General features: G+C 60.1%; 20 protein-coding genes. 13 read left to right on the forward strand and 7 right to left on the reverse strand.

Translation table 11 applies throughout. The features are described 5' to 3' along the window. Positions 1-153 precede the first annotated feature (153 nt). The 4 genes from ACYG97_RS03115 to ACYG97_RS03130 all read left to right on the forward strand — a co-directional run bounded on the left by ACYG97_RS03115 (position 154) and on the right by ACYG97_RS03130 (position 5381). Positions 154-939 (forward strand): GGDEF domain-containing protein, encoded by a 786-nt coding sequence (locus ACYG97_RS03115; protein ID WP_023705331.1) that lies wholly within the window; start codon positions 154-156, stop codon positions 937-939. Between the two features lie 421 nt (positions 940-1360). Then, positions 1361-2782, forward strand: a complete 1422-nt coding sequence (locus ACYG97_RS03120) for an MBOAT family O-acyltransferase (protein ID WP_023733885.1) — start codon at positions 1361-1363, stop codon at positions 2780-2782. Then, on the forward strand, positions 2782-4290 hold the full coding sequence (locus ACYG97_RS03125; RefSeq protein ID WP_023733886.1) for an alginate O-acetyltransferase AlgX-related protein: 1509 nt from the start codon (positions 2782-2784) through the stop codon (positions 4288-4290). Before ACYG97_RS03120 ends, ACYG97_RS03125 begins: the two co-directional genes overlap by 1 nt. Before the next feature lie 272 nt (positions 4291-4562). Continuing rightward, positions 4563-5381: a class I SAM-dependent methyltransferase gene (locus ACYG97_RS03130; RefSeq protein ID WP_084013013.1), complete on the forward strand. Its 819-nt coding sequence runs from the start codon at positions 4563-4565 to the stop codon at positions 5379-5381. Here ACYG97_RS03130 and ACYG97_RS03135 read toward each other — a convergent pair. Continuing rightward, a complete protein-coding gene (locus ACYG97_RS03135) occupies positions 5368-8400 on the reverse strand; it encodes a rhamnosyltransferase WsaF family glycosyltransferase (RefSeq protein ID WP_198020832.1) in 3033 nt (1010 codons plus the stop codon). The two genes, ACYG97_RS03130 and ACYG97_RS03135, sit on opposite strands and share 14 nt — an antisense overlap. 607 nt (positions 8401-9007) lie before the next feature. On the opposite strand from ACYG97_RS03135, the gene ACYG97_RS03140 reads away from it, so the two are divergent. Next, positions 9008-9559: a sterol desaturase family protein gene (locus ACYG97_RS03140; RefSeq protein WP_352760417.1), complete on the forward strand. Its 552-nt coding sequence runs from the start codon at positions 9008-9010 to the stop codon at positions 9557-9559. A gap of 90 nt (positions 9560-9649) precedes the next feature. After that, positions 9650-9901, forward strand: a complete 252-nt coding sequence (locus tag ACYG97_RS03145) for a hypothetical protein (RefSeq protein ID WP_084023744.1) — start codon at positions 9650-9652, stop codon at positions 9899-9901. Here ACYG97_RS03145 and ACYG97_RS03150 read toward each other — a convergent pair. The 3 genes from ACYG97_RS03150 to ACYG97_RS03160 form a co-directional block, all read right to left on the reverse strand. Continuing rightward, positions 9889-10191 carry a DUF982 domain-containing protein gene (locus ACYG97_RS03150; protein WP_023670262.1) on the reverse strand — a complete coding sequence of 101 codons (303 nt, stop codon included), beginning with the start codon at positions 10189-10191 and terminating at the stop codon, positions 9889-9891. The genes ACYG97_RS03145 and ACYG97_RS03150 overlap by 13 nt on opposite strands. A 158-nt stretch (positions 10192-10349) precedes the next feature. Next, positions 10350-12431 carry an ATP-dependent helicase gene (locus ACYG97_RS03155; protein ID WP_023733890.1) on the reverse strand — a complete coding sequence of 694 codons (2082 nt, stop codon included), beginning with the start codon at positions 12429-12431 and terminating at the stop codon, positions 10350-10352. A gap of 50 nt (positions 12432-12481) precedes the next feature. Continuing rightward, positions 12482-12649: a hypothetical protein gene (locus ACYG97_RS03160; protein ID WP_023684745.1), complete on the reverse strand. Its 168-nt coding sequence runs from the start codon at positions 12647-12649 to the stop codon at positions 12482-12484. Positions 12650-12785: 136 nt separating this feature from the next. Here ACYG97_RS03160 and ACYG97_RS03165 point away from each other — a divergent pair, with 136 nt between their 5' ends. Beyond that, complete coding sequence (locus ACYG97_RS03165; protein ID WP_023693936.1) at positions 12786-12938, forward strand: hypothetical protein; 153 nt, start codon at positions 12786-12788, stop codon at positions 12936-12938. 237 nt (positions 12939-13175) lie between these two features. On the opposite strand, the gene ACYG97_RS03170 is transcribed toward ACYG97_RS03165, so the two are convergent. Then, entirely contained in the window at positions 13176-14144 is a 969-nt protein-coding gene (locus ACYG97_RS03170) for a LysR substrate-binding domain-containing protein (protein ID WP_023733891.1), read from the reverse strand. A gap of 111 nt (positions 14145-14255) precedes the next feature. Here ACYG97_RS03170 and ACYG97_RS03175 point away from each other — a divergent pair, with 111 nt between their 5' ends. The 5 genes from ACYG97_RS03175 to ACYG97_RS03195 all read left to right on the forward strand — a co-directional run bounded on the left by ACYG97_RS03175 (position 14256) and on the right by ACYG97_RS03195 (position 18923). After that, positions 14256-15089 carry a hypothetical protein gene (locus ACYG97_RS03175; RefSeq protein ID WP_023684748.1) on the forward strand — a complete coding sequence of 278 codons (834 nt, stop codon included), beginning with the start codon at positions 14256-14258 and terminating at the stop codon, positions 15087-15089. 25 nt (positions 15090-15114) lie between these two features. Beyond that, positions 15115-16071 (forward strand): DMT family transporter, encoded by a 957-nt coding sequence (locus ACYG97_RS03180; protein ID WP_245259943.1) that lies wholly within the window; start codon positions 15115-15117, stop codon positions 16069-16071. After that, on the forward strand, positions 16064-16297 hold the full coding sequence (locus ACYG97_RS03185) for a hypothetical protein (protein ID WP_023733893.1): 234 nt from the start codon (positions 16064-16066) through the stop codon (positions 16295-16297). The genes ACYG97_RS03180 and ACYG97_RS03185 overlap by 8 nt, the downstream gene beginning before the upstream one ends. Positions 16298-16463: 166 nt before the next feature. Then, on the forward strand, positions 16464-16910 hold the full coding sequence (locus tag ACYG97_RS03190; RefSeq protein WP_023670270.1) for a Ros/MucR family transcriptional regulator: 447 nt from the start codon (positions 16464-16466) through the stop codon (positions 16908-16910). Between the two features lie 135 nt (positions 16911-17045). Then, the gene (locus ACYG97_RS03195; RefSeq protein ID WP_023705325.1) at positions 17046-18923 is read left to right on the forward strand and encodes an ABC-F family ATP-binding cassette domain-containing protein; all 1878 of its coding nucleotides are present in this window, start codon (positions 17046-17048) and stop codon (positions 18921-18923) included. Between the two features lie 18 nt (positions 18924-18941). On the opposite strand, the gene ACYG97_RS03200 is transcribed toward ACYG97_RS03195, so the two are convergent. Further along, positions 18942-19643 carry a hypothetical protein gene (locus ACYG97_RS03200; RefSeq protein ID WP_023733894.1) on the reverse strand — a complete coding sequence of 234 codons (702 nt, stop codon included), beginning with the start codon at positions 19641-19643 and terminating at the stop codon, positions 18942-18944. 402 nt (positions 19644-20045) lie between these two features. Between ACYG97_RS03200 and ACYG97_RS03205 the strand changes: the two genes are divergently transcribed. Then, entirely contained in the window at positions 20046-22154 is a 2109-nt protein-coding gene (locus ACYG97_RS03205; protein ID WP_023733895.1) for a molybdopterin-containing oxidoreductase family protein, read from the forward strand. Between the two features lie 57 nt (positions 22155-22211). On the opposite strand, the gene ACYG97_RS03210 is transcribed toward ACYG97_RS03205, so the two are convergent. Further along, a complete protein-coding gene (locus ACYG97_RS03210) occupies positions 22212-22688 on the reverse strand; it encodes an Lrp/AsnC family transcriptional regulator (protein WP_023684753.1) in 477 nt (158 codons plus the stop codon). Between the last annotated feature and the right edge of the window lie 6 nt (positions 22689-22694).

Here is a 22694-nt window from a genome sequence, read left to right on the forward strand (position 1 = left end):
ATTCTCAGGGAAAGCGCCCACGCGCTTCTCCCGGGAAAGCTGCTCACACTTTCCTGGAATTGTTCTGGTTAACCACATTCGAATTGCAGGTAAGATTTTAGGGTTTCATTTGTGTTCCCGCTGCAAAATGGCGAACACAGTGGGAGAAATGGCATGCGGGTCGATCTTTCGCCCACGAGCTTGGGCAGGGTCATAGCAGTCACGGTTGTCGGCACGGCGATCTGTATCGCGGCGGCCTTCCTTGTCGATTCCTACAATTTTCCGTCGCTGTCGCCCGAAGCGTTGCGCTGGGCGCAGCTCACCGACCTGTTGCTGCCGCTCGTGCTGGGTGGATCGTTCTTCTCTTTCCTGATGTACAAGATGCGCCAGCTGGCGATCGCCCAGAAGAATCTGAGCATCGTCGCGGCGACCGACAGCCTGACCGCGGTGTTCAACCGCGGCGCGTTTTCGATGCTGGTCGAGGCCTATCTCGAACAGGCGCGCAGCCAGGCCGTCGTCGATGCCGGCGCCCTGCTGATCGTCGACGCCGATCATTTCAAGACCATCAACGATCGATTGGGCCACGATTGCGGCGATCAGGCGCTCAAGCTGATTGCGCAGACGATCAAGGCCCAGCTGCGCGGCGCCGACATCGTCGGGCGCATCGGCGGCGAGGAGTTCGCCATCTTCCTGCCTGGCGCCGACCCGTCGCAGTCCTGGCTGGTTGCCGAGGGGATCCGGCGGCGCATCCGCGAGGTCGAGTTTGCCCCGGATGGACGGCCCTGTCCGCTCTCGGTGAGCATCGGTGGCGTCGCCTTCAGCGGACCCACCACCTATGCCGACATGTTCCTGACGGCCGACCGGCACCTCTACAAGGCCAAGTCCAACGGCCGCGACCAGGTCAGTTTCGAAACGACCGGGCCGCGCGCCCTGCTCGCCGGCGACCCGACGTTGCATTGAGGGCTGGGACCGGTGCGCCGACAGCTCGGCGTAGCGCCTTAGAGCAATTCCAAGAAAAGTGTGTGTTCCCAGGAAAGCGCTTAGCGCTTTCCTTCGGAATTGCGTCAGAACAAGAGATAGAGTGTCTCGCCGTTTCCCTAAACGATGAAACGCTCTAGCGGCTTGGGCGCGTTATCAACAACCTGTGCATAGAGATAAGCATTTACAGATCAGGCGAGGCGTCTACTATCTGAGCAGGGACGATTCAGAGAGAATTGCCGAATGCTCATACATTTTGTCGATATTTTCGCCGTTGGGACATGTTTTTGTATTTTGGCCGATCCTTGCGCGCTATATTCGATATAGATGGTGAGGTCTTGGGTGGCAAACTTGGCTCTTAGAGCTGAGGTGGTCACCGAGCGTGGGCGTGGTTGGAGGCAGGATGGTATTTTCGGCAAGTAATTTTCTTTTCTTCTTCCTGCCTATCGCACTTGCCATAGCTCTTTTTGCCAAGCCCTCTGCCTTTCGGCCAAGCCTGCTCGTTCTGAGCTTGGCATTCTACTATTGGTCGTCAGGGTCGTATGTAATCATACTCATCGCGGATGTAGTCATCGCCTATTTCGGCGCGCTCGCTATCGACCTTTGCAAAAGCGCGCGATTGAGAAATGTAGTTGTCGGGGCGGCAATCGTCCTGCTGGTCGGCATTCTCGTGTTCTTCAAATATCTCGATTTCATAGCGGTGAACGTTGACCTCGCCTCCGGCAGCAATCTGTCGGCGACATTCGCCGGCATAGTCCTCCCCATCGGCATATCCTTCTTTACCTTTCAGGCATTGTCTTACCTGATCGACGTCTACCGCCGCGACATTCCGGCAGAGCGCAGTGTCGTGCTCTTCAGTACGTACTTCACATTTTTTCCGCACCTGATTGCCGGCCCGATCGTGCGGTTCCGCGACGTCGTGGATGATTTTCGAGCGCCGAGAATATCTCTCGAGAACTTCTCCACTGGGGCCACCCGCTTCGCTCACGGCCTCATGAAAAAGGTGATCATAGCCGATGGTATTGCGCCGATCCCCGATGCCATTTTCGCCGCACCCCACGACACCATAGGTTTTGCCACGGCATGGCTGGCGGCCGCGACCTACGGCATCCAGTTGTATTTCGACTTCTCCGGCTATTCCGACATGGCCATCGGGCTTGCCCGCATGTTCGGCATCCGCTTTGCGGAAAATTTTGAGAGACCCTACGCCAGCCGTTCGATCACCGAATTCTGGCGACGCTGGCACATCTCGCTTTCAAGCTGGTTTCGCGACTATCTCTACATCCCGCTGGGGGGAAGCCGGCATGGCAGGATCGCGACCTATCGAAACCTGTTGATCGTCTTCGCGGTAACCGGCCTCTGGCATGGCGCCTCCTGGACGTTTTTCTGCTGGGGTATGTTCCACGGGCTTTTCATCCTGGTCGAGCGCGTGGCCACCGGCACCTGGCCGAAAGTGCTGGAGAAGGGGTGGCTGCGATATGCCTATTTCCTGCCGGTCGTGACGCTGAGCTGGCCGCTGTTCCGCTCGACGTCGCTTGAACAGGCAATGTCTTTGTGGAAGGCGATGGCTTCGCCCGGCGCCGCTGGTGCATTCAGCCTCGATGCGGCTGCGCCAATAGCCACGACCAGCTTGATCGCCCTTGTGGTAGGTGCAGCAATTTACGTTTTGCCCGGCCGGCTTTCGTTCGGCCAGTTGCTGACAAGCGAGACCAGAGGCGATAGGCTGTATGTCACTGGCGCCTGCTACACGGTTGTTGCCCTGATGGTATGTCAGGTGTTGGCGCTGAGCGGTGGCTACACTCCGTTCCTGTATTTCCAATTCTGATGAAAACAGCCAGAAAAATATGCAGCGCAATAGTCACCGCGGCCTTCGTGGTCATCATCGCGTCGCCGCTGTTGGTGCTGGCTGTTCGCGGCGCCGTTGAACCTTATGGTCAGAAGGACTTTACCGCTTTTCCTGCGCCGGAATCTCTGCGGGCAAGTTCAAGCGGCGCTTTCGATCAGCTGGCTTCCGCCCTTCTGGAGCGTTCCTGGTTAAAGCGGTCCGCCATTTCCATTCGAAATGCCGTATTACTCAAAGTCGTTCGCCAATACGACCACAACAACATCGCTACTGGAAGAGACGGCTGGATATACTGGAAAGGCGACTGGTTCGAGGGGAAATGTCAGGAACGGTATAACGTGGAATTGGCTGTCTCACGTATGGATGCCATGATTGACGTCGCCGGTGCTTCCGGCATTGAGATGTATTTTACGATAGCGCCTGATAAGTCGACAGTATATCCAGAATTTCTCGACCCCCACTTTGAAAAATACTGGGCCTGCAAACAGCAGAGTGCCGACCTTCTGCGATCGACGATCAGAGCCAAAGCACCTCGGATTGTTGATCACTTAAGCGCACTGCAGGAGGCAAAAGGACGTTCAAACGGCACCGATCTGTATCGCAAGACAGACACCCACTGGAGCTACTTTGGTGCGGCCATCGCCTTTCGCCAATTGCTCGTAGCGATCTTCCCCGATGGCAACGGGGTGCGGCCGCCAGTACTAGCCGGGAAAATGGCTCAGAATCCGACAGATCTCGAGACGCGTATGCTGCTGGTAGGTAACGGCGAACCCGAAAGTGAGATAGACACCCCGGCGGAAATAGAGGCGCTTTCTTCGTTCAAGCAGGTCGACCAAGCGGTCTCCACCGTAATCTTGCATGATTCGTTCTACAATAAAGTCATAGGCTTGACGCAGCCATTCCGACACGCCGTCGAATACTTTATGGACCTTTCCGATCCACAGGGGATCACGAACGCGGTGCTCGCCAGCCAGCGGCTGATCGTCAGCCGCGTCGAGCGAGCGGTCGTCGATTCGGTGTTGATCGGCCCTCTTTCGTGGTCCAGCACGCTGGGTCAGGCTCTGGTCGCGCGCGACGAGTTGGCTGCTAGGGAATGCAGAGATTTTGCCCCTGCCACCGGTGAGCCGAAGCTTCAAGCTATGGTTGTTGGCGCGAGTGGTTTTCTTGCGACCGCCCCTGATCCACAAATGATAGCCACCGTGCCCGTCTCGGATAGCAGCCGCACAACCCCCTGTGTTCGCCTGCAGCTTACGCTGAACAGCCCAGATGTGTTCGAGATCTTTTTTTCACCACACGGAGGCGAGGATGGAGCTTTTGTGGCCGGCCGGTCGATTCAACTACCCCTCGGTGCTGGCGACCACGCGATTGCGCTGGTTCTGCCCAACTATCTTGCCGGACGCTCCATTCGTATCGACCCAGGAGATTCAGGGCAGCAAACGATCATGAGGGATGTACAGTTTGGTTGGCATTCGAGCGAAGCGACTCCATGATCCTGTTCCTGGGCAGGTCATTTTCGCGACAATGCCGGAACCCTTGACGGTGAAGTGATGGCTACGACGCAGAAAGAGAGAAACGTCAATGTTGAAAGCCAGGGGGATAACGGGAAGAAGGACCGCGGGCATTCAGATCAGCAGTATGCTGGGGAGCGAGCCTAATATATTCTGTGAGGCCCGGTGGAGATATCAGGATCAGTAATTGTCCAAGAACTGCTTGAGGCCTCCGCCGCACTCGGTGAATTAAAGGCAAAAGGAAGGAGTCAACGATGTTGCCAATGAAGGAACCGAGTCACAACAGCCCGCCGGTCCGGTCGTCAAAGGCGTTTGAAGCCAACGATTTTCTGCGCTCCCTCGCCAAAGTATGGGCGGACAGATACTCGGTCACTCCGGAACTTCATGAATATGATCACATTTTCGGCCATCTGGTCGCTCGATTGTCGACAGGCGAGGAAATAAAGTTATTCGAAGCACTGAAGCACTACTTTGAGAATGGCGCCGCCAATGCGCAACAGGTGCGAGAGCTTATGACATCATTGGGCTTGCCCAGGGATGCCAGGGCGCTGGAATTTGCAAGCGGCTATGGTCGCGTGACGCGACATTTGAAGGACCTGAATTTAGTTGCCTGCGACATTCATCCCGAAGCGGTGTCCTTTTGCACTGAGGTGCTGAGTGTTGCGGCTATTCCTTCGGCCAGCATTCCCGAACACTGGAAACCTGGCGAAAAGTTCGATTTCATCTTCGCCATTTCGCTATGGTCGCATCTTCCGGACGGCTTGTTTCAGCGCTGGCTGTCTGCGGTGTGCGCCGCTCTCAAACCGGGCGGGTACCTGATGTTCTCCACGCACGGCGCGCATGCTGCAAGCGTTGTTCCACAACTTGCCGAAGTCATCAGCAATGGCCAACAATATGGCTATCTTGACGGGTCTGATCAGAAGGATCTAGATCCGTCTATCTATGGCTCCACCGTCGTGTTGCCACCATATGTCATCAAGGCGATCTACGATGCCACGAATGCACGCATCGTATCGTTCAAGCCAGCCGAATGGTGGGGCTTGCAGGATGAGTGGGTCGTTAGGGTTCCCTGACCGGCTTCCTCCGGTGATATAAGGCAGCGGGACGGTGATGACCGGCCGCCGCAGCGCGAACTGAGTCCAGTCCATTCGGAGGCGAGCGGATCGGAACGGACAGGGTCGGCCGATCAGACAGGAAGTCGACGATCTTCTTCATCGCTGCTGGCGAGAACGCGTCGTCCCAGTCTGTCGGCCAATTGAAGCGCGAGCCCTGCAGCCGCTTGTCGTATTGATCGACGCGCGAGATGGCGTCCTTGAGCCCGGCGACCACGCCCTCCAGTGTCGGTTCCACCGGGATCAGATTGGTCGAGATATCCCGCAGGCTCTCCGCCGTCTTGTTTTCGAACGTGTTGGTCACGGTCCACATACCGGCCGAGGCCATCTCGAGCGGCACCAGGCTGGGATGCGGCGTCAGCATCAACGAGAGGCCGACATCGTGGTGCGGCAGACGTTGAGTATACGTCTGCAGGTCGGTCTTGGGCATCATCTCCAGAACCACGTCGCGCGTCAGCCTGATCTTGCTGGCGCCGCCGATCGAGCCCATGCCGTAGAATTTCCACTTGTCGGCGTCAAAATCAGGAGAACGAGCTAGCTCTGCAAGCGCCATCATTCCGAGCTCAAACATATTGCGCGCGGCGTGGGCCTCCGGGCGGGCGTAGAAAAGAATGCGCCGCTCGCGATCACGCATGTCGTTTATCGATGGTTTGAATTTCTGAATGGCATTGCGGAATACGGCGTGGTTCTTGTCCGCGCCGGGCTTCGAGAAGACGCCGATCCTGTTCAGCTTGAAAAAATCGCGCAGCAAGGGCGTCGAAAAAAGCTGGAATTGCGGAAAGCGGTAAGACTGCTGGAAAAGCGCGGCGATTGTGTTCATAGGCAGGAAATAGGGTTCATATTCCTGGACCATGAACATGAAACGGTCCTGTCCCAATTCTCGGCTGGCGCGGTGCGCGACATGAGCCCCCCAGCCATTGGTCGCGATGAAGCGATCGTCGGGGCTGACGAACAATTCCTCTTTGCGGTCATGCCGATGCTCGATTTCGATGTCGTCGAACAATCGCTCGATGCCTGGATAGCCCTTGATGCGCTCGCGGGCGAGCGTCATGTCCAACTCCGTACGTTCCATAGTCACGATCCGGACGAGAAAACCTTCCCGGCGCAAGCGAAGCGCCAGGCTGAACATGCCGATATAGCCGCCGAAAATGTATTTGAAGTCGATCGTGGCCAGAAGGATGTTGACGCGCTTTGGCTCGCGGCGCGATACGTGCAACGTCAACGGCTGGATATTGCGAAAAATCCAGTTGTTCTCCATATCTTCGATGCTCAGTATCCCGCCGGCGGCGACGGCCATCGGTAGAGCTTCGGACCCTGTCTTGATCTTGCGGACATATCGCAAGTATTTGGTTTTCCTTAATCGATAGGCGAGATTTCTTGCTCTGGCCCCCAAGGCGGCGTTCATCAGCAGGCCCTCGACGTTCAATGTCGAATGACGCCGCAATATTCTTGAAATTTTCAGACGTATCGGTTCGAAGATACCGGTCGTCAAACGCGGGATTCGGTTGGCCGTCTTCTTGAGGGTGCTCGACATTCCAGGGTTTCGCAGCCGAAGTGTTTCGGCGAATACTGCCTTTTCCAGCGCCCCCGAAAAATCCGCGCGTGCTTGCTGCAGCAAGGTCCTGCCTGCGTCGAGCAGGGCGCGCTTGTTTTTTGCGCCTTTCAGGATGGCTCCTATTGAATAGGAGATCCCGCGGTAGCGCTTGATAACCTGCCCGATAACGTTAGCACCGTGCTGATGGTAATCGTACAGAGGCTCCTCGATATAGGAAATCCCGCCGGCAACCTCGGCGGCAAGCGCGATCCATTGGTCGTGGTAGGCGTCCATCAGCCGCTGCGGAAACGGCAGGATACGGTCTAGGATGTCGCTGCGAAAAAGGCTCGCGGCGCCGGTCACGCTATTGGCAAGGAACAGCGAAAGAAAATCCGTATATTCGTTTTTGCGGTCGGTCCAATATGTGTCGGAGATAACCTCGCGGCCGGTCACGATGCGACAATCGCTGAATGCAAGTTTCTTGCTTTCCGGCAAAGCATGGATGAGCTTCGTCAGTTTGTCGGCATGCCAATAGTCGTCCTGATCCGCCAGTGCGACGAACTCGGCGTTGACGGGCACCAGCGAAAGGCATTCCTCGAAATTGTTGTAGAAGCCTTTGCGTTCCTTGTTTTTGACATAGACGAACCGGCTGTCGTTTTCGATCAGGTCCAGAATGTCGTTGCGGGAGGCTGCGCTGGAACTGTCGTCGGTGATGATGCAGATCCAGTTCCTATGGTTTTGCTCCCGAATCGATCCGATTTGCCGTTTCAGAAGCTCAAGCGGCGGATTGTAAGCCGCCATGCAGATGGCAACCTTGGCCCCTTTGGCAGGCCACTTCACCTTCACCGGACGACGGTTGGCCCCAGGCTGGAACTCGAAGACAGCAAGCGACTGCTCGATCATCTCTCCCGATTTAAGCTCGGCGAGCAGTCGCAGTTCGCGGCTCTCCGGCTCGGCAATCTCCTCGATCGGCAATATCGTGATGAATTCGGAAAACAGGCTGCCGCCGGTCGGATCCTGTGCGGGATGGAAGTAGTGCACGACATCGGGCCGAGCCCAGGAATGGTTCTTGATTTCGTGCTGCCTGGTTCCGTCCAGGACATAGAGCCGCCTGATCGGATTGCCGGGACAGAAAGCCCAACCCTGCAGATACAAAGCAAGCCCCTTGCCGACGTGAAACGAGCGGCTCGACGGAACGTCGAGTCCGCACATAAGCTTGGGATGCCGAGGCGTATTTTCTCTTAAATCTGGCTGCCCGGTTATAGGGATTCCGGCGACCGGAATTTTGGCAGGTAGTGAGTTGTCTTTGTCGGCGACAGGTTCTTTGCGGAAGTCAAAAAACTGCTGGATGCCGAGTTGCCTTACCGCAGCGAACAGGGCGCCGATATTGGCGCTATTCCACCGGTTACTTGTCGTGCGCGATAATACATCTCGTGTATTCGCCAAGTGTCCACCCATCTGCGCGCCGATATTGTTTTTATACCGGTCTATGACATGAGGATCTAGAAAAAATATCGTGCCGCTCCTCGTGCTGTGACGGCAGGGTAGCCATGAGAGCTCAATTTCACAACATGAATTCGAAGCTTGTCTTCATGTTTTATCTTATACTTTTAACAGAATACCGATCTCAGCTTTCAAATCACAGAAATTTGCACATAAATTGGCTTCCACTGTGAAAAGTTATATTTTGTCGTTAATGTCTTGCAATGTAGATCCTCGGCGAATGAACACGAACAACCGCGAAATTCAATTTGTTTGGCGGAAAATATCGTTTTTCCTAGAGGTAGGAATGCGGAGTGGGGGACGAGGCGCCACGCGTCCTTCTCGAAACCTGTTCAAAAGGCCGGCGCGATCCGGGCCGATGGCGGCAAACTCTCCAGTCGCCGCAGTGCCGCTGCCTGCGTCTGCGCTGTCGGATGGACTGGTTCGCCAAACCTGGGACCTGATTTGGCCAGACATGCAGCCCGTGCCGGCAAATGGAAGCAATCCGTGGCCAGCCGCCGTCAGCAATTGGCGCTAATCTCCGGCGAGCCGATCTTCGGCCGAGGGCAGGGTGTCCAATCTCATAAACCTCAAGGCGGTGCTGGTCATCGCGCTCATCTTCATTCCGCTGGAGCGGCTGTTGCCGCTGCATGCGGAGCACTCGTCGGCGCGCGGGCATTGGCCGAACGACGTCGTCTACCTCTTGTTCAACGGCATCATCATCAAGATTGCCCTGATCATCGTCATCGGCACAGCCATGCTGCTGCTGCACCAGCTTGTTCCGGCCGGACTTACGCAGGCGGTGCGGTTGCAACCGGTCTGGCTGCAGGCGATGGAGGTTCTGGTGCTGGCCGATACCGGCTTCTACCTGTCGCATCGCGCCTTTCACGCCGTCCCGTTCCTGTGGCGCTTCCATTCAATCCACCACAGCATCGAGGAGATGGATGGATTGGCTGGCAGCGCACCGCGTCCATCCTGTCGACCAGATCCTGACCAAATCGGCGTCGTTCCTGCCGGTCTTCGCGCTCGATTTTCGACCCCCGCCATACTGATCTTCACATTGGTCTATCAGTGGCAGTCGCTGTTCATCCATTCGACACGCGTATCAGGGTCGGACCGTTGAAATGGCTGCTGGCGTCGCCGCAATTTCATCACTGGCATCATGCCAATGAGCGCGAAGCCTGGGACAAGAATTTCGCCGGGCAGCTGCCCTTTGCTCGACATGCTGGGAGGCACATTGTTCATGCCCGACAGGATGCCGCAGAAATACGGCGCCGATGACCCGGTTCCCTCGCTCTATCATCGGCAGCTTGCCTATCCCTTTGTCGGCGATCAACTCTTTGTCGGCAACACCGAACAGACCGCCCCGTCGGCAAGGCTGGCACAGGCCTCGCCGACGTCTGCCGGCAAGTCCGAGTATCTTTTTGCTGGGCAGGCCCGGTCCCGGCCGTCTCAGACGGCGTAGCCGCCATAACCGTGTGCGACCGGCTTGACCGAGACGGCCGGCTGGACCGCGGGCCAGAGGATGCCTGCCGTGACTGCAAAGGTGATCAGGGCATCGCGTGCGGCCTCGGTCGAGATTTCGCCGGCGCGCGCTGCCTCGCACGCCCGCACGGCCGCGCCATAGCTCAGGCGCCGGCGTGACGGCGGAAATTCGGTCAGGAAATCATGCATCTCGAACAGCGAGGCGAGCATGCGTTTGTGGCCGGCGCCAACGCTAACGGCAACCGGGGTGAAGAACATCGCGTCGTGCATTCTGGCCTCTCTGGATGGGCGGAAGGGCGGCGGCCGCCGCCCTCCGATCGCGGGTTGGACGCCAGAAAACGCGGCTGGCGGCCCGAGGTTCCCTGAGAGATGCCATGACAGGACGATTTGCTCTTGAGGTCGCTCCCTGCCGGCATTCGCGGTTGCGGCTATTTCCACATGCCGCGCATGCGGGCGCCGAGGTCGACGCGGACTTCAGGTCTGTGGCGCGGATCGTCCTTGGCGTGGACGCTTGCCCACGACGTCTGCTCGAAGGCGCCGAGGATCGAGGCCGGGATGAAACGGGTTCGCGAGGCATAGACGTGGCGGTCGCCGCGCGCTGCCTGGCCGTGAGTGAAGAAGCGCTGCGGCGTCACCAGATGCAGGCCGTCCTTGGCCCGCGTCATCGCGACGTAAAGCAGCCGGCGCTCCTCCTCGATGTCTTCCTTGGTGCCGACGCCGAGATCGGCCGGGATGCAGCCATCGACGGTGTTGAGCACGAAGACGTTCTTCCATTCCTGGCCCTTGGCCGAATGAATGGTCGACAGGATCAGATAGTCCTCGTCGCGGTGCGGTGGCCCGGCCTGGTCGCTGGTCGCATCCGGTGGATCCAGCGTCAGCTCGGTCAGGAAGCGCTCGCGCGAAGCATAGCCTGAACCGATCTGCTCGAGCTGCATGAGGTCGGCTCGCCGCGTCGTCGCATCCTCGTGGATGCGCTCAAGATGCGGCTCGTACCACAGCCTGACCTGTTCGAGATCGGCCGGCCATTTCCCCGACCGGGCGCGCAGGCCGGAATAAAGCGCAACGAAGGCCGGCCAGTCCTCAGCCGCGCGTTGCGGCGGCCGGTAGCGGGCCAGCCCCATTTCCTCGTCGAGCGATGTCGCCATGGTCTCGACGATGGTGCTCGCCGCCGAAGGGCCGATGCCGGGCAGGAGCTGCAGCACGCGGAAGCCGGCGACGCGGTCGCGCGGGTTCTCGGCAAAACGCAGCACCGAAAGCACATCCTTGACATGGGCGGCGTCGAGGAATTTCAGCCCGCCGAACTTGACGAAGGGGATGTTGCGGCGCGTCAATTCGATCTCCAGCGGGCCGCTGTGGTGCGAGGCGCGAAACAGCACCGCCTGCGATTTCAGCACCGTGCCGGCCTCGCGCTCGGCAAGGATGGCCTGGCAGACATAGTTCGCCTGCTCCGCCTCGTCGCGCACGCTGACCAGTTTCGGCCTTTGCGAGGATTTGCGCTCCGACCAGAGCTTCTTGGTGAAGCGCTCCGATGCCTCCGAGATGACCGCATTGGCTGCCGCCAAAATGGTCTCGGTCGAGCGGTAGTTGCGCTCCAGCATGATGACATCGGCGGCTCGCGCGAATTGTTGCGGGAAATCGAGGATGTTGCGCACGTCCGCGGCGCGAAACGAATAGATCGACTGCGCGTCGTCGCCCACCACCGTCAGTCCGGCGCCGTCCGGCTTCAGCGCCGAAAGGATCGAGGCCTGCAGCCGGTTGGTGTCCTGGTATTCGTCGACCAGCACATAGTCGAAACGCGAGCCGAGATGCGCCGCGATCTCCGGCTCGGCGGCCATCTGCGCCCAGTAGAGCAGGAGGTCGTCGTAATCGAGCACGTTCTGCGCCTGCTTGGCTTCGACATATCGGGCGAACAGCGCCTTCAGTTGTTCGGTCCAGCCGGCACACCAGGGAAAGGCCGAACCCAGCACCTCGCCGAGCGGCGCTTGCGCGTTTACTGCGCGCGAATAAATCGCCAGGCAGGTGCCCTTGGTCGGAAACCGGCTTTCGGTCTTCGAGAATCCAAGCTCATGCCGGGCAAGATTCATCAGGTCGGCGGAATCCTCGCGGTCATGGATGGTAAAGGCGGGGTCGAGGCCGATCGTCAGCGCATAGTCACGCAGCAGCCTGGCGCCGATGCCGTGAAACGTGCCGGCCCAGGCCAGCGCATCGGCGATGACGGACGCGTCTCGGCCCAGCACCTCGCCGGCGATGCGTTCGACCCGCCTAGCCATTTCGGTGGCGGCGCGGCGCGAGAATGTCATAAGCAGAATGCGTCTGGGATCAGCCCCCTTGACGATCAGATGCGCAACCCTGTGGGCGAGCGTGTTGGTCTTGCCGGAGCCGGCGCCGGCGATCACCAGCAGCGGCCCGGCGATCTGGCCGTCGCCATGTTCGACGGCGAGCCGCTGCTCGGCGTTGAGCTTCGCCAGATAGGCGGGCTGCAAGGACGAATCATTGATGGCGATGGTCATCGCCTATCAAGCATCGTTTCCGCTTTGTTCGCAACGGGCGGAAGTCGCCCTTACCGCCGTGGCGCGACACCCGTTGCCGCCGACTGGCGCCGCAAGGCGGCGCGTTCGTCGCCAGGCACCGGCAACGGATCGAAATTGTCGGGCACGTCCTTGATGATCTCCTTGGCGATGCGATAGGTCGCGTAAGCGAAAAGGCCGGTAATGAGCAGACGGATCATGGCGCGATCTCCTTTGGGCAACCAACCTCAGAGCCGCCGTTTGGTTCCAGCCGACGCGGCGTCGTTTGCGAGCGTGCAACCAAAGCCGAACCACCTCGTTGCCTTACGAAGGAGAGGGCAGACCTAGGAGGTCGCCATGAAGAGGCTTCTGATTCTGCTAGCCGCCAGCTTGGCGCTCGCCGCCTGCGACGGCGACATCCAGCCAACCAAAGCCCCGGTGCTCGATCAAACTCCGCAGACGGATTCGGCGCCAAAGCCGGCGGCCAGCGGCGATCAGCCGGCGCAATGATCGTTTTCCGGCGGGAGACGAGAAATGGCTTTCAGGAGAAGAAGGCCGGCGCCGCTTGGGAGGTGAGCTGATAGCGCCGGCCAGGCGGATATCAGGTCCGCCGCAACAACCGAAGATAGCTGAGTCTCTCGCCTGCGTCATGAGGTGGCAGTTTTCGTGCCGGTTCTGCTCGTGCCGTCTGCGCAAAACCAGCTGAAACGGCCGCAAATCCCGCAAGGCCGCGGAAAGAATCCGACCTCAGGCCATCGCCTGCCGCAGCACCGGGCCGCCGGCAATCCCGGCGTCCAACTGGCACTGCGTCAGCGCCGCCTCGGCCATTATCCACTGCTTGAACAGTTCCACCTTGCGCGTGTAGGGCGCGGTGACCGGGCAGACGAAATACCAGCCGGCGGTGTTGGGGTGATGCACGGCAAACGGCGCCACCAGCCTATCTGCGCGGATCTCGCTCGCCATATAGGCGCGGTTGGCGACTGCAAAGCCCATGCCGGCATTGGCCGCCTCATAGGACATCATGCAGGAATCGAAATAGATGCTCTTGGTCTCGCCGAGCACGGAACTCGCGCCGGCAAAACCCAGCCACGACTGCCAGTTCTGCGTGCAGGTGTCGGAATGCAGCAGCGTGAAATGCCTGAGGTCGTCGGGCGTCACCTTTGACGGCGGCCTGTCGCCGAGAACCTCGTGGAACAGCTTCCTGCTGCACACCGGCGTCAAATCCTCCTTGAACAGCAGGTCTGCCTTGAGGTCGGGAAAGCTGCCGTCGCCATAGCGGATCTCGAGGTCGAACTCGGAGGTGGCGAACTCATTGGTGGCGTAGGAGGTCGAGACCCGCATTTCGATTTCGGGATATTGCCGCTGGAACAGCGGCAGGCGGGCAAACAGCCAGCGCGCCGCGAACGTCGGCAGCACCGAAATCTTCAGCACATGTGCCTGCGACTGTCCGGTCGCCTCCATGCTGGCCGCCACGATGCGCTCCAGCGCCTCGCGAACGCGCGACACATAGGTCTCGCCCTCGGGCGTCAGCGACACCGCATTGCCGCCGCGCTGGAAGATCTTGAAGCGCAGCTGTTCCTCGAGGCTTTTGACGCGCTGGCTGACGGCGGAAGCAGTAATAAACTGCTCTTCGCCGGCGCGCGTGAAGTTACGGTGCCGGGCGGCACTTTCGACAATCTTCAGCGAATTGAGGTTGACCTGACTGAGCAGACGCACGCGTTTCGACCTTAAGCTGGGCTTACACTAGCACCAGCATTCCTAATTTTACAGGGGTGGGGAAATTAATTGACAGTTTACCAAGTGATGCCCCCATCCTGGAGAAGTAGAATGAACGCCCATACCATACCTGAACTGCGCTACGCGATGAGCCGAGAAGCCATTATCGGTCATGAGACGGCCTGGAAAGTGTCGGGTTTCGGCGTTGCGCAGTATCTGCATGGCTACGACCCGGCGCTGCTGGCGGCGATCGAAGAGGCGGCGTTGAAGCTCAAGGCCAGCCACGCCGTGCACAAGCACCTCGATCTGACCTTCATCACCGGCGCCGACCGTTTCATCCCGGAGATCAAGGAACTGCTGCATGACAAGCTGCGCCTGGAACGTCTGTCCGACATGATGGGCACCAAGCTCGAGCCCTATCCGCTGTCGATCGTCGGCTCGACCGTCACTTTCATGAATCCCAAGGACGGCGCCGTCGATTGGCATTGCGACGGTGTCCCGGTCACCGAACTCATTCCGCTGTCGATCAGCAATCCGCTGGTCGGCGGCCATCTCGAAATCTACTGCGACGATTCCGAGACCGGCCGCGCCATCCTTGAATCCGGCCGCGAGATTCCGCGCAACCAGGTCATGCGCATCGACCACAAGATGAACTACGCCACACTCGGTCAGTTTCTCGGTGTGCTGCACCGCACCGCGCCGATCCAGCTCGGCTCACGCGTCACGCTGGTCCTCAACCAGCGCTCTGTGGCCAAGCCCTACGTCGACGACAATCGCATGTTCTATCTCGCAGCCGACAATGATCACGATCGCGAATGGGTCAACGAACTGGCCGAAGACGTCTGGACGAACCAGCTGCCGGCCTATCGCCGCTTCGAGGAAGAGCGTCCGGTTGCGGCGGCGACCGATGCGCCGGTCCCGGGCGGATCAAGGGAATCATGGTAGCCAGAGCATAGAAGTGGACGCCTGTTTGGCCGTCGGTAACATCATGGTCGGCGATAAGGACAAGGCACCGTCTCGGCGATTCCGGGGTGGATCGGGCTCGCCGTCGGCCCTGGTCTTCGCCGCCGGCGCGGTCGCCCTGTGGTCGACCAACGCGCTGGTCGGCAAATCCCTGCTGGCCAGCCATCCGGTGTCGCTCGTGCAGTTGCTGCAGTTTTGTGGAGCGGCTCTGGTGTTCGCCGTCATCCATCTGGCGAGCCGGAAGGGGGACACGCAAGACGCAGCCTTTGCCAAGGGTGCTGACGGCACCCTGGCGCCGGTCGCGGTCGGCTTTATTGGCCTGGTCGGCACCATGGTGCTGCAATACATCGCCTTTGCCTCCATGCCGGTGATCGAGGCCAATCTCGTCGCCTACACCTGGCCGCTGATGGTCGCGGCGGCGGTCATCGTGCTGGGCAAGCGGCAACGCCCCGTGCTGCTGGGTTTGACTGCCGTGTTCGGCTTTGTCGGCGTGGCGCTGGTGATCTCGGGTGGTCGCGGCCAGCCTTTTCTCCAGGGCAGCATCGTCGGCTATCTCGCTGCCTTCGGCTCGGCGCTGTGCATGGCCTTCTATTCGATTGCGGTCGCCCGCCTGGCCACACCGTCGGAGCGTTTGCTTTTGCCTTCGGCATTGGTCGGCGTCGGCCTGACCTTGCTATGGTGTATTCACGACGGCGCAGCCTGGCCATCCAGCGAGCACCTCCTGCTTGGCCTCTATCTCGGCGCCGGCCCGATGGGGCTGGGATATTATTTCTGGTCGCGCGCCTTGAAGCTTGAAGGCGGCGGCAAGGTTGCGGTCATCGCCTATCTGACGCCGATCGCATCGACGCTGCTGCTGACGCTGTCGGGCGAAAGGCTGACGCTGACCGCGATAGCCGGTGCGGTCCTCGTCATCGGCAGCTGTATTGCGGTGGGCATAGAACGCTCGGAGGCTGAACATGCTTGACGACGATGAACGCCTCGCCAGACAGGAAGCATTCTGGCTGCTCAAGGAGTTCGGCGCCGAGGCGCCGCTCTACGCCGCCATGAAGGCCGAAAAGGCGATAGAGCAAAAAGATTTCGGCCGGTGCGCCCGCTGGAAGCGCATTCTGGAGATACTGGCCGACTCCAAACCTGCCGGGTCCGTGCAGTTGAAATCTGCTGGCGCGAAGTCGGCCGTTTCCAAGTATTAGATTTTCTAATTTGCAACGTTGCAACCTGTTGTGGAAACATCCTCCTGTTCCGATTCTTGATCGTTTATTGAGACTTAGCGACCCGTTGGGGGGTGCAGCTAGGTCGATACATCAAGAGAAGTCTTAAAAAAAGCCGGCAACTTCATGACCGGCGGGAGAAACAGAATTGCACACCATCGACAGCAAGACCGCTATTGAACTGACTGCTGACATCGTCTCGGCCTATGTCGGCAACAATCCTCTCCCTGCGTCCGGCCTGCCGGATCTGATCGCCAGCGTCAGCGCATCGGTGCGCAAGCTGGGCAGCATTGCCGCCGTGGAAAGCCCCGCGCTGAACCCCGCTGTCAATCCGAAGCGGTCGGTGTTTCCCGACCACATCGTCTGTCTGGAAGATGGCAAGAAATTCAAGTCGCTGAAACGCCACCTGATGACCGACCATGGTCTCAGCCCGGAGGAATATCGTGGCAAATGGGGCTTGCCGTCGGACTATCCGATGGTGGCGCCGAACTACTCCGCGACCCGTTCGGCACTGGCCAAGTCCTCGGGCCTCGGCCGCAAGCCGGCCGTTCCGGCCGCCGCGGCCAAGGTGACGAAGCGCAAACCCAAAGCCTGAACCAGGCAGCCTCTGAAAAGTCAGTCTGCTGTTTGCAATGGACGGCGCGCTTAAGGCGCGCCGTCTTCATGCCTTATGCCCCCGCCAGCGCCCAGGCCCTTGCGAAGCGCCGCCCTCCCGTGCAAAAGCCCCGGCATGCTTATCATCAACGATCTTTCGCTCCGCATGGCCGGACGCTTGCTTCTCGATCATGCCTCGCTGACCTTGCCGGCCGGCACCAAGGCCGGCCTCGTCGGCCGCAACGGCACCGGCAAGACGACGCTGTTCAAGGCCATCACCGGCGACTTTCCCTCCGAGACCGGCTCGATAAGCCTGCCCAAGAACACCCGCATCGGCCAGGTGGCGCAGGAAGCGCCCGGCACCGAGGAGCCGCTGATCGAAATCGTGCTCAAGGCCGACCTCGAGCGCACCGCATTGCTCGAGGAGGAAAAGACCGCCACCGACGCGCACCGCATTGCCGACATCCATATGCGGCTGGCGGATATCGATGCGCATTCGGCGGAATCCCGCGCGGCCACCATCCTCGCCGGCCTTGGCTTCGACGACGCCGCGCAGCGCCGCCCGGCCTCGTCCTTCTCCGGCGGCTGGCGCATGCGCGTCGCGCTTGCCGCCGTGCTGTTTGCCGAGCCCGACCTTCTGCTGCTTGACGAGCCGACCAACTATCTCGATCTCGAAGGCACGCTGTGGCTGGAAAACTATGTTTCGAAATACCCGCACACGGTGCTTCTGATTTCGCACGATCGCGACCTGCTCAACCGCGCCGTCAATTCCATCGTTCATCTCGACCAGAAGAAGCTGACCTTCTGGCGCGGCGGCTACGACCAGTTCGAGCGCCAGTACACCGAGCAGAAGGAGTTGCAGGAGAAGGGCCGTGTCAAGCAGGAAGCCGCGCGCAAACACATGGAGTCCTTCGTCGAACGCTTCCGCGCCAAGGCTTCGAAGGCGAGACAGGCGCAGTCGCGCATCAAGGCGCTGGAGAAGATGAAGCCGATCGCGGCGATCGTGAACGACACGGTGAGGCCGTTCTCTTTCCCGGAGCCGGTGAAAACGGTGGCGTCGCCGATCATTGCCTTGAACAACGTCAATGTCGGCTACACCGAGGGCCAGCCGATCCTGAAGAAGATGACGCTGCGCATCGATGCCGACGACCGCATCGCGCTGCTCGGCGCCAACGGCAACGGCAAGTCGACCTTCGCCAAGCTTCTGTCGGGCCGGTTGAAGCAGGAGAGCGGCACCATGACGGTGGCGCCGGGCCTGAAAGTGGCTATCTTCGCGCAGCATCAGCTCGACGATCTCAGGCCTGATGAAAACGCCTATGAGCATGTCCGCCGGCTGATGCCGGAGGCGCCGGAATCCAAGGTACGTGGCCGCGTCGCCCAGTTCGGTCTCACCACCGAGAAGATGAACACCGCCGCCAAGGACCTGTCCGGCGGCGAGAAGGCGCGCCTGCTGATGGGCCTGTCGGCCTTCGAAGGCCCGAACCTGTTCATCCTCGACGAGCCGACCAACCATCTCGACATCGACAGTCGCGAATCGCTGATCCATGCATTGAACGAGTTTCCCGGCGCCGTCATCCTGATCTCGCATGACCGCCATCTGCTGGAAGCGACCGCCGACCGGCTGTGGCTGGTCAAGGACGGGGCGGTCAACCCGTATGACGGCGACCTTGAGGACTACAAGACGCTGGTCACCGGCGTGTCCGGCGACCGACGCGGCAAGCGCGAGGCCGAGAAGGCATCAAAGGCCGATCGCCGCCGCGATGCAGCCGCGCGCCGCGCCGCCTTTGAGCCGCTGGCCAAGGAAATACGCGCCACCGAAGCGCTGATGGACCGCATCCGCAAGCGCATCGACCTGATCGAGGACGAACTCGCCAACCCGGCGGTGTATGAAAAGGATCCGTCGACGGCCACACGGCTCGCCAAGGAGCGCTCGCAGCTGGCGCAGCAGCTGGCCGGCCACGAGGAAAAGTGGCTGACCATGTCGGCCGAGTATGAGGAAGGCACGGCAGAGTAAAGCGGCGCCGTCTCCGCGCTAGCGGATGCTGTCACGTTTGATTGTGTGTTCTGAAAGAAAGCGCCGAGCAGCGGCACACATTTTTTGGGGCTGGTTATAGATCGCCCGCGAGACGATGAGTCGGACGTCCCAGCCGTCAACGATCGTGTTTATGCCGCACCTTGGCGTCGAGGAGCATGGATGCACCTGATCGGCAATTCCGTCTTCCACGATACTGCTGTCGTAATCATCATCGCGGATACAGTATTCATCGGATTTAACTCTGGGATAGAGGCTACTGTTGCTTAAAGTGATATTCAAGAAATTGTCCTTAAGCCGTGCGGGATCGGACAACACAGCCGGCGTCAATTGATCCGTCTTGAGGTCGATAACTGTCTCAAAATCTATGAAAAAGGTTCTTCGCGCGGGCCATTCATACCAGCGGCTTTCTCTGCGTCCTCCCGGGGCGATCGCACCGTTGGTGCCTATCTCTATGGTCACGAACGCTCGTGGCAAGACGACGCGCCACTCAAGGGGCTTTGCCTCAGGCGGAAGACGTTTGCCCCCTTTGAACGGGGTTCGTAGTACGACCCCATAAGGCTCCATGCTTTTGGAAATCATACGAGATGCGCCGAACATTGAAGTGGTGAGGCTTGCGAGAGCCCCGCCCAACAGGAGCAAGGCGCCTGACAATACGACAACCGCAAGAACCAGCCCGACCGCGAGCTTTCGATATTTCATGGATACGGTCCTTCAAAGCCATCTCCATGAATACCCTAGGAAACCAATATCCGCAGTTGAATTTGAGATATGAGCCTAACAGCATGCTAAGCGAGGTGCAGCCCAGCGCCGCGCCGCCTTCGAGCCGCTGGCCGGCCATGAGGAAAGTGGCTAACCATGTCGGTCGAGGATGAGGAAGGCACGGCGCAGTAGGGAGCGGTCCTCCCTTCTCCCCTTGTGGGAGAAGGTGTCGCCGAAGGCGACGGATGAGGGGTGTTCCAGGGAACGCCAACGTCTCACTCCGCTGGAACACCCCTCAACCGTCTCGGCGCTGTGCGCCGATCCACCTTCTCCCACAAGGGGAGAAGGAAGAGATGCCATCTGGCACTACACGTCGCCGTCATAAACGGTTAGTTTGACCCCATGAACCAGCACGCCAAGCTCCGCATCGGCCACTCCGCCTGTCCGCATGATTGCCCTTCGACCTGCGCGCTCGAGGTCGAGCTGCTCGATGGCAACCGCATCGGCCGTGTCCATGGCGCCAAGTCCAATACGTATACGGCTGGTGTGGTCTGCGCCAAGGTCGCGCGCTATGCCGATCGTGTCCATCATCCGGACCGACTGCTGAAGCCGCTGATGCGCGCCGGCGCCAAGGGCGACGGCGTCTGGAAGGAATCCAGCTGGGAAGCGGCACTCGACGTCGTCGCCGAGAACTTCATCGCGGCCGAGGAAAAATACGGCTCCGAGACCGTCTGGCCTTATTTCTATGCCGGCACGATGGGGCTGGTGCAGCGCGACGGCATCGACCGGCTGCGCCATGCGAAAAAATACTCCGGCTTCTTCGGCTCGATCTGCACCAATCTGGCCTGGACCGGCTGGATGATGGGAGCGGGCGCCTTGCGCGGTCCCGATCCGCGCGAGATGGCGAAGTCCGACTGCGTGGTGATCTGGGGCACCAATGCCGTGGTCACGCAGGTCAATGTCATTACCCACGCCATCAAGGCGCGGAAGGAGCGTGGCGCCAGGATCGTCGTCATCGATGTCTACGAGAACGCGACGATGAAGCAGGCCGATATAGGCCTTGTGCTGAAGCCCGGCACCGATGGCGCGCTGGCCTGCGCGGTCATGCATGTGCTGTTCAGGGAAGGCATGGCCGACCGCGCCTATCTCGAAAGATACACCGACGATCCGAAGGGGCTGGAAGCGCATCTGGAGACGCGCACGCCGGAATGGGCTTCCGCCATCACCGGTCTTGCCGTCACCGAGATCGAGGCTTTCGCACGCCTCGTCGGCACGACGAGGAAAACCTATTTCCGCCTCGGCTATGGCTTTGCCCGCCAGCGCAACGGCGCGGTCAACATGCACGCGGCATCCTGCATCGCCGCCGTCACGGGCGCCTGGCAATATGAGGGTGGCGGTGCCTTCCATTCCAATTCCGGCATCTTCAAGCTCAACCAGGATGTGCTGGAAGGCGCCGCGATGCGCGATCCCAATATTCGCCATCTCGACCAGTCGCGCATCGGCCCGGTGCTGACCGGTGCAGCGGACGCGCTCTATGGCGCCCCGCCGGTGACGGCGATGCTGATCCAGAACACCAACCCGGTGAATGTCGCGCCCGAGCAGCGGCTGGTGAAGCAGGGTTTCCTGCGTGACGACTTGTTCACCTGCGTGCACGAGCAGTTCATGACCGACACGGCAAAGCTCGCCGATGTCGTTTTGCCGGCAACGATGTTTCTCGAGCATGACGACGTCTACAAGGGCGGCGGCAACCAGCACATCACGCTTGGTCCCAAGCTGATCGACCCGCCGGAAGGGCCGCGCACCAACCATTTCGTCATCGAGCAATTGGCGCAGCGTCTCGGCGTCTCCGACCGGCCGGGCTTTGGCCTGACCGAGCAGCAGCATATCGACATCATCCTGGGCAAGCGCGGGCTGGGCTCCTTCGCCAGCCTCAAGGAAGACAAATGGGTCGACCTGCAGCCGGATTTCGAGGCGGCGCATTTCATCGATGGTTTCGGCCATGCCGACAAGAAATTCCATTTCCGCGCCAATTGGAGCGGGCAGGCGGCGCCCAACCGGCCGCCGAAAAGCATGGGCCTGTTCGGGCCGGTGGCGGAACTCCCCGAATTCCCCGACCATGTCGACCTGATCGAGGTCGCGGATGCCGAGCATCCGTTCCGGCTGACGACATCACCGGCGCGCAACTTCCTCAATTCGACCTTCTCGGAAACGCCGGTGTCGAGAGCCAAGGAAGGCCGGCCGGAACTCCTGGTGCATCCGGACGACGCTGCCGCGCTTGGCTTGGGCGACGGCGACCGTATCGAGGTCGGCAACCGGCGCGGCGAGGTGGTGCTGCACGCAAAGCTGTTCGAAGGCCTCAAGCGCGGCGTGGTGATCGCCGAGGGCATCTGGCCAAACAGCGCCCATGAGCGTGGCGAAGGCATCAATGTGCTCACCGGCGCCGACGCACCAGCGCCCTATGGCGGTGCGGCCTTCCACGACAACAAGGTCTGGCTGCGGCCGGCGGGCTAAAGCAATTCCAGGAAAAGTGTGAGCGGTTTTCCGTCCGGAATTGCGTAAAGAGACTGGCTATCCCGGCAGAGGCACCGTCAGCCCCACCTTGACACGGTCCATGGCAACGAAGGTGCGGAATTTTCGGACATTCTTGCTGTCGAAGAACAGTCTGCGCGTCAGGGCCTCATAGGCCCCCATGTCGGCCGCGGTGATGACTAGGATGAAGTCGGCCTCGCCGGTGACGTAGTAGCATTGCTGCACTTCGGGCTCTGCCGAGAATTGCCGCTTGGCCGCGTCGATCAGGTCCGAGCGTTCGCTCTCCAGTTCGACCTCGACGAAAATGGTGATGGGATGGCCGACCGCCGCCGGGTCGACCACGGCGACATTGCCCGCAATGACGCCGGACTGTTCCATGCGCTTGATGCGCCGCTGCACCGCCGGCGCCGACAGGTTGACGGCTTCGCCGATCAGCCGCTGCGGCATCGTGTTGTCCCGCTGCAGGATGGCAAGGATGGCGAGGTCGAAACTGTCGAGTGAAGGCGATCGAGGCAAAGCGCT

Source organism: Mesorhizobium sp. W067, from assembly GCF_054719525.1.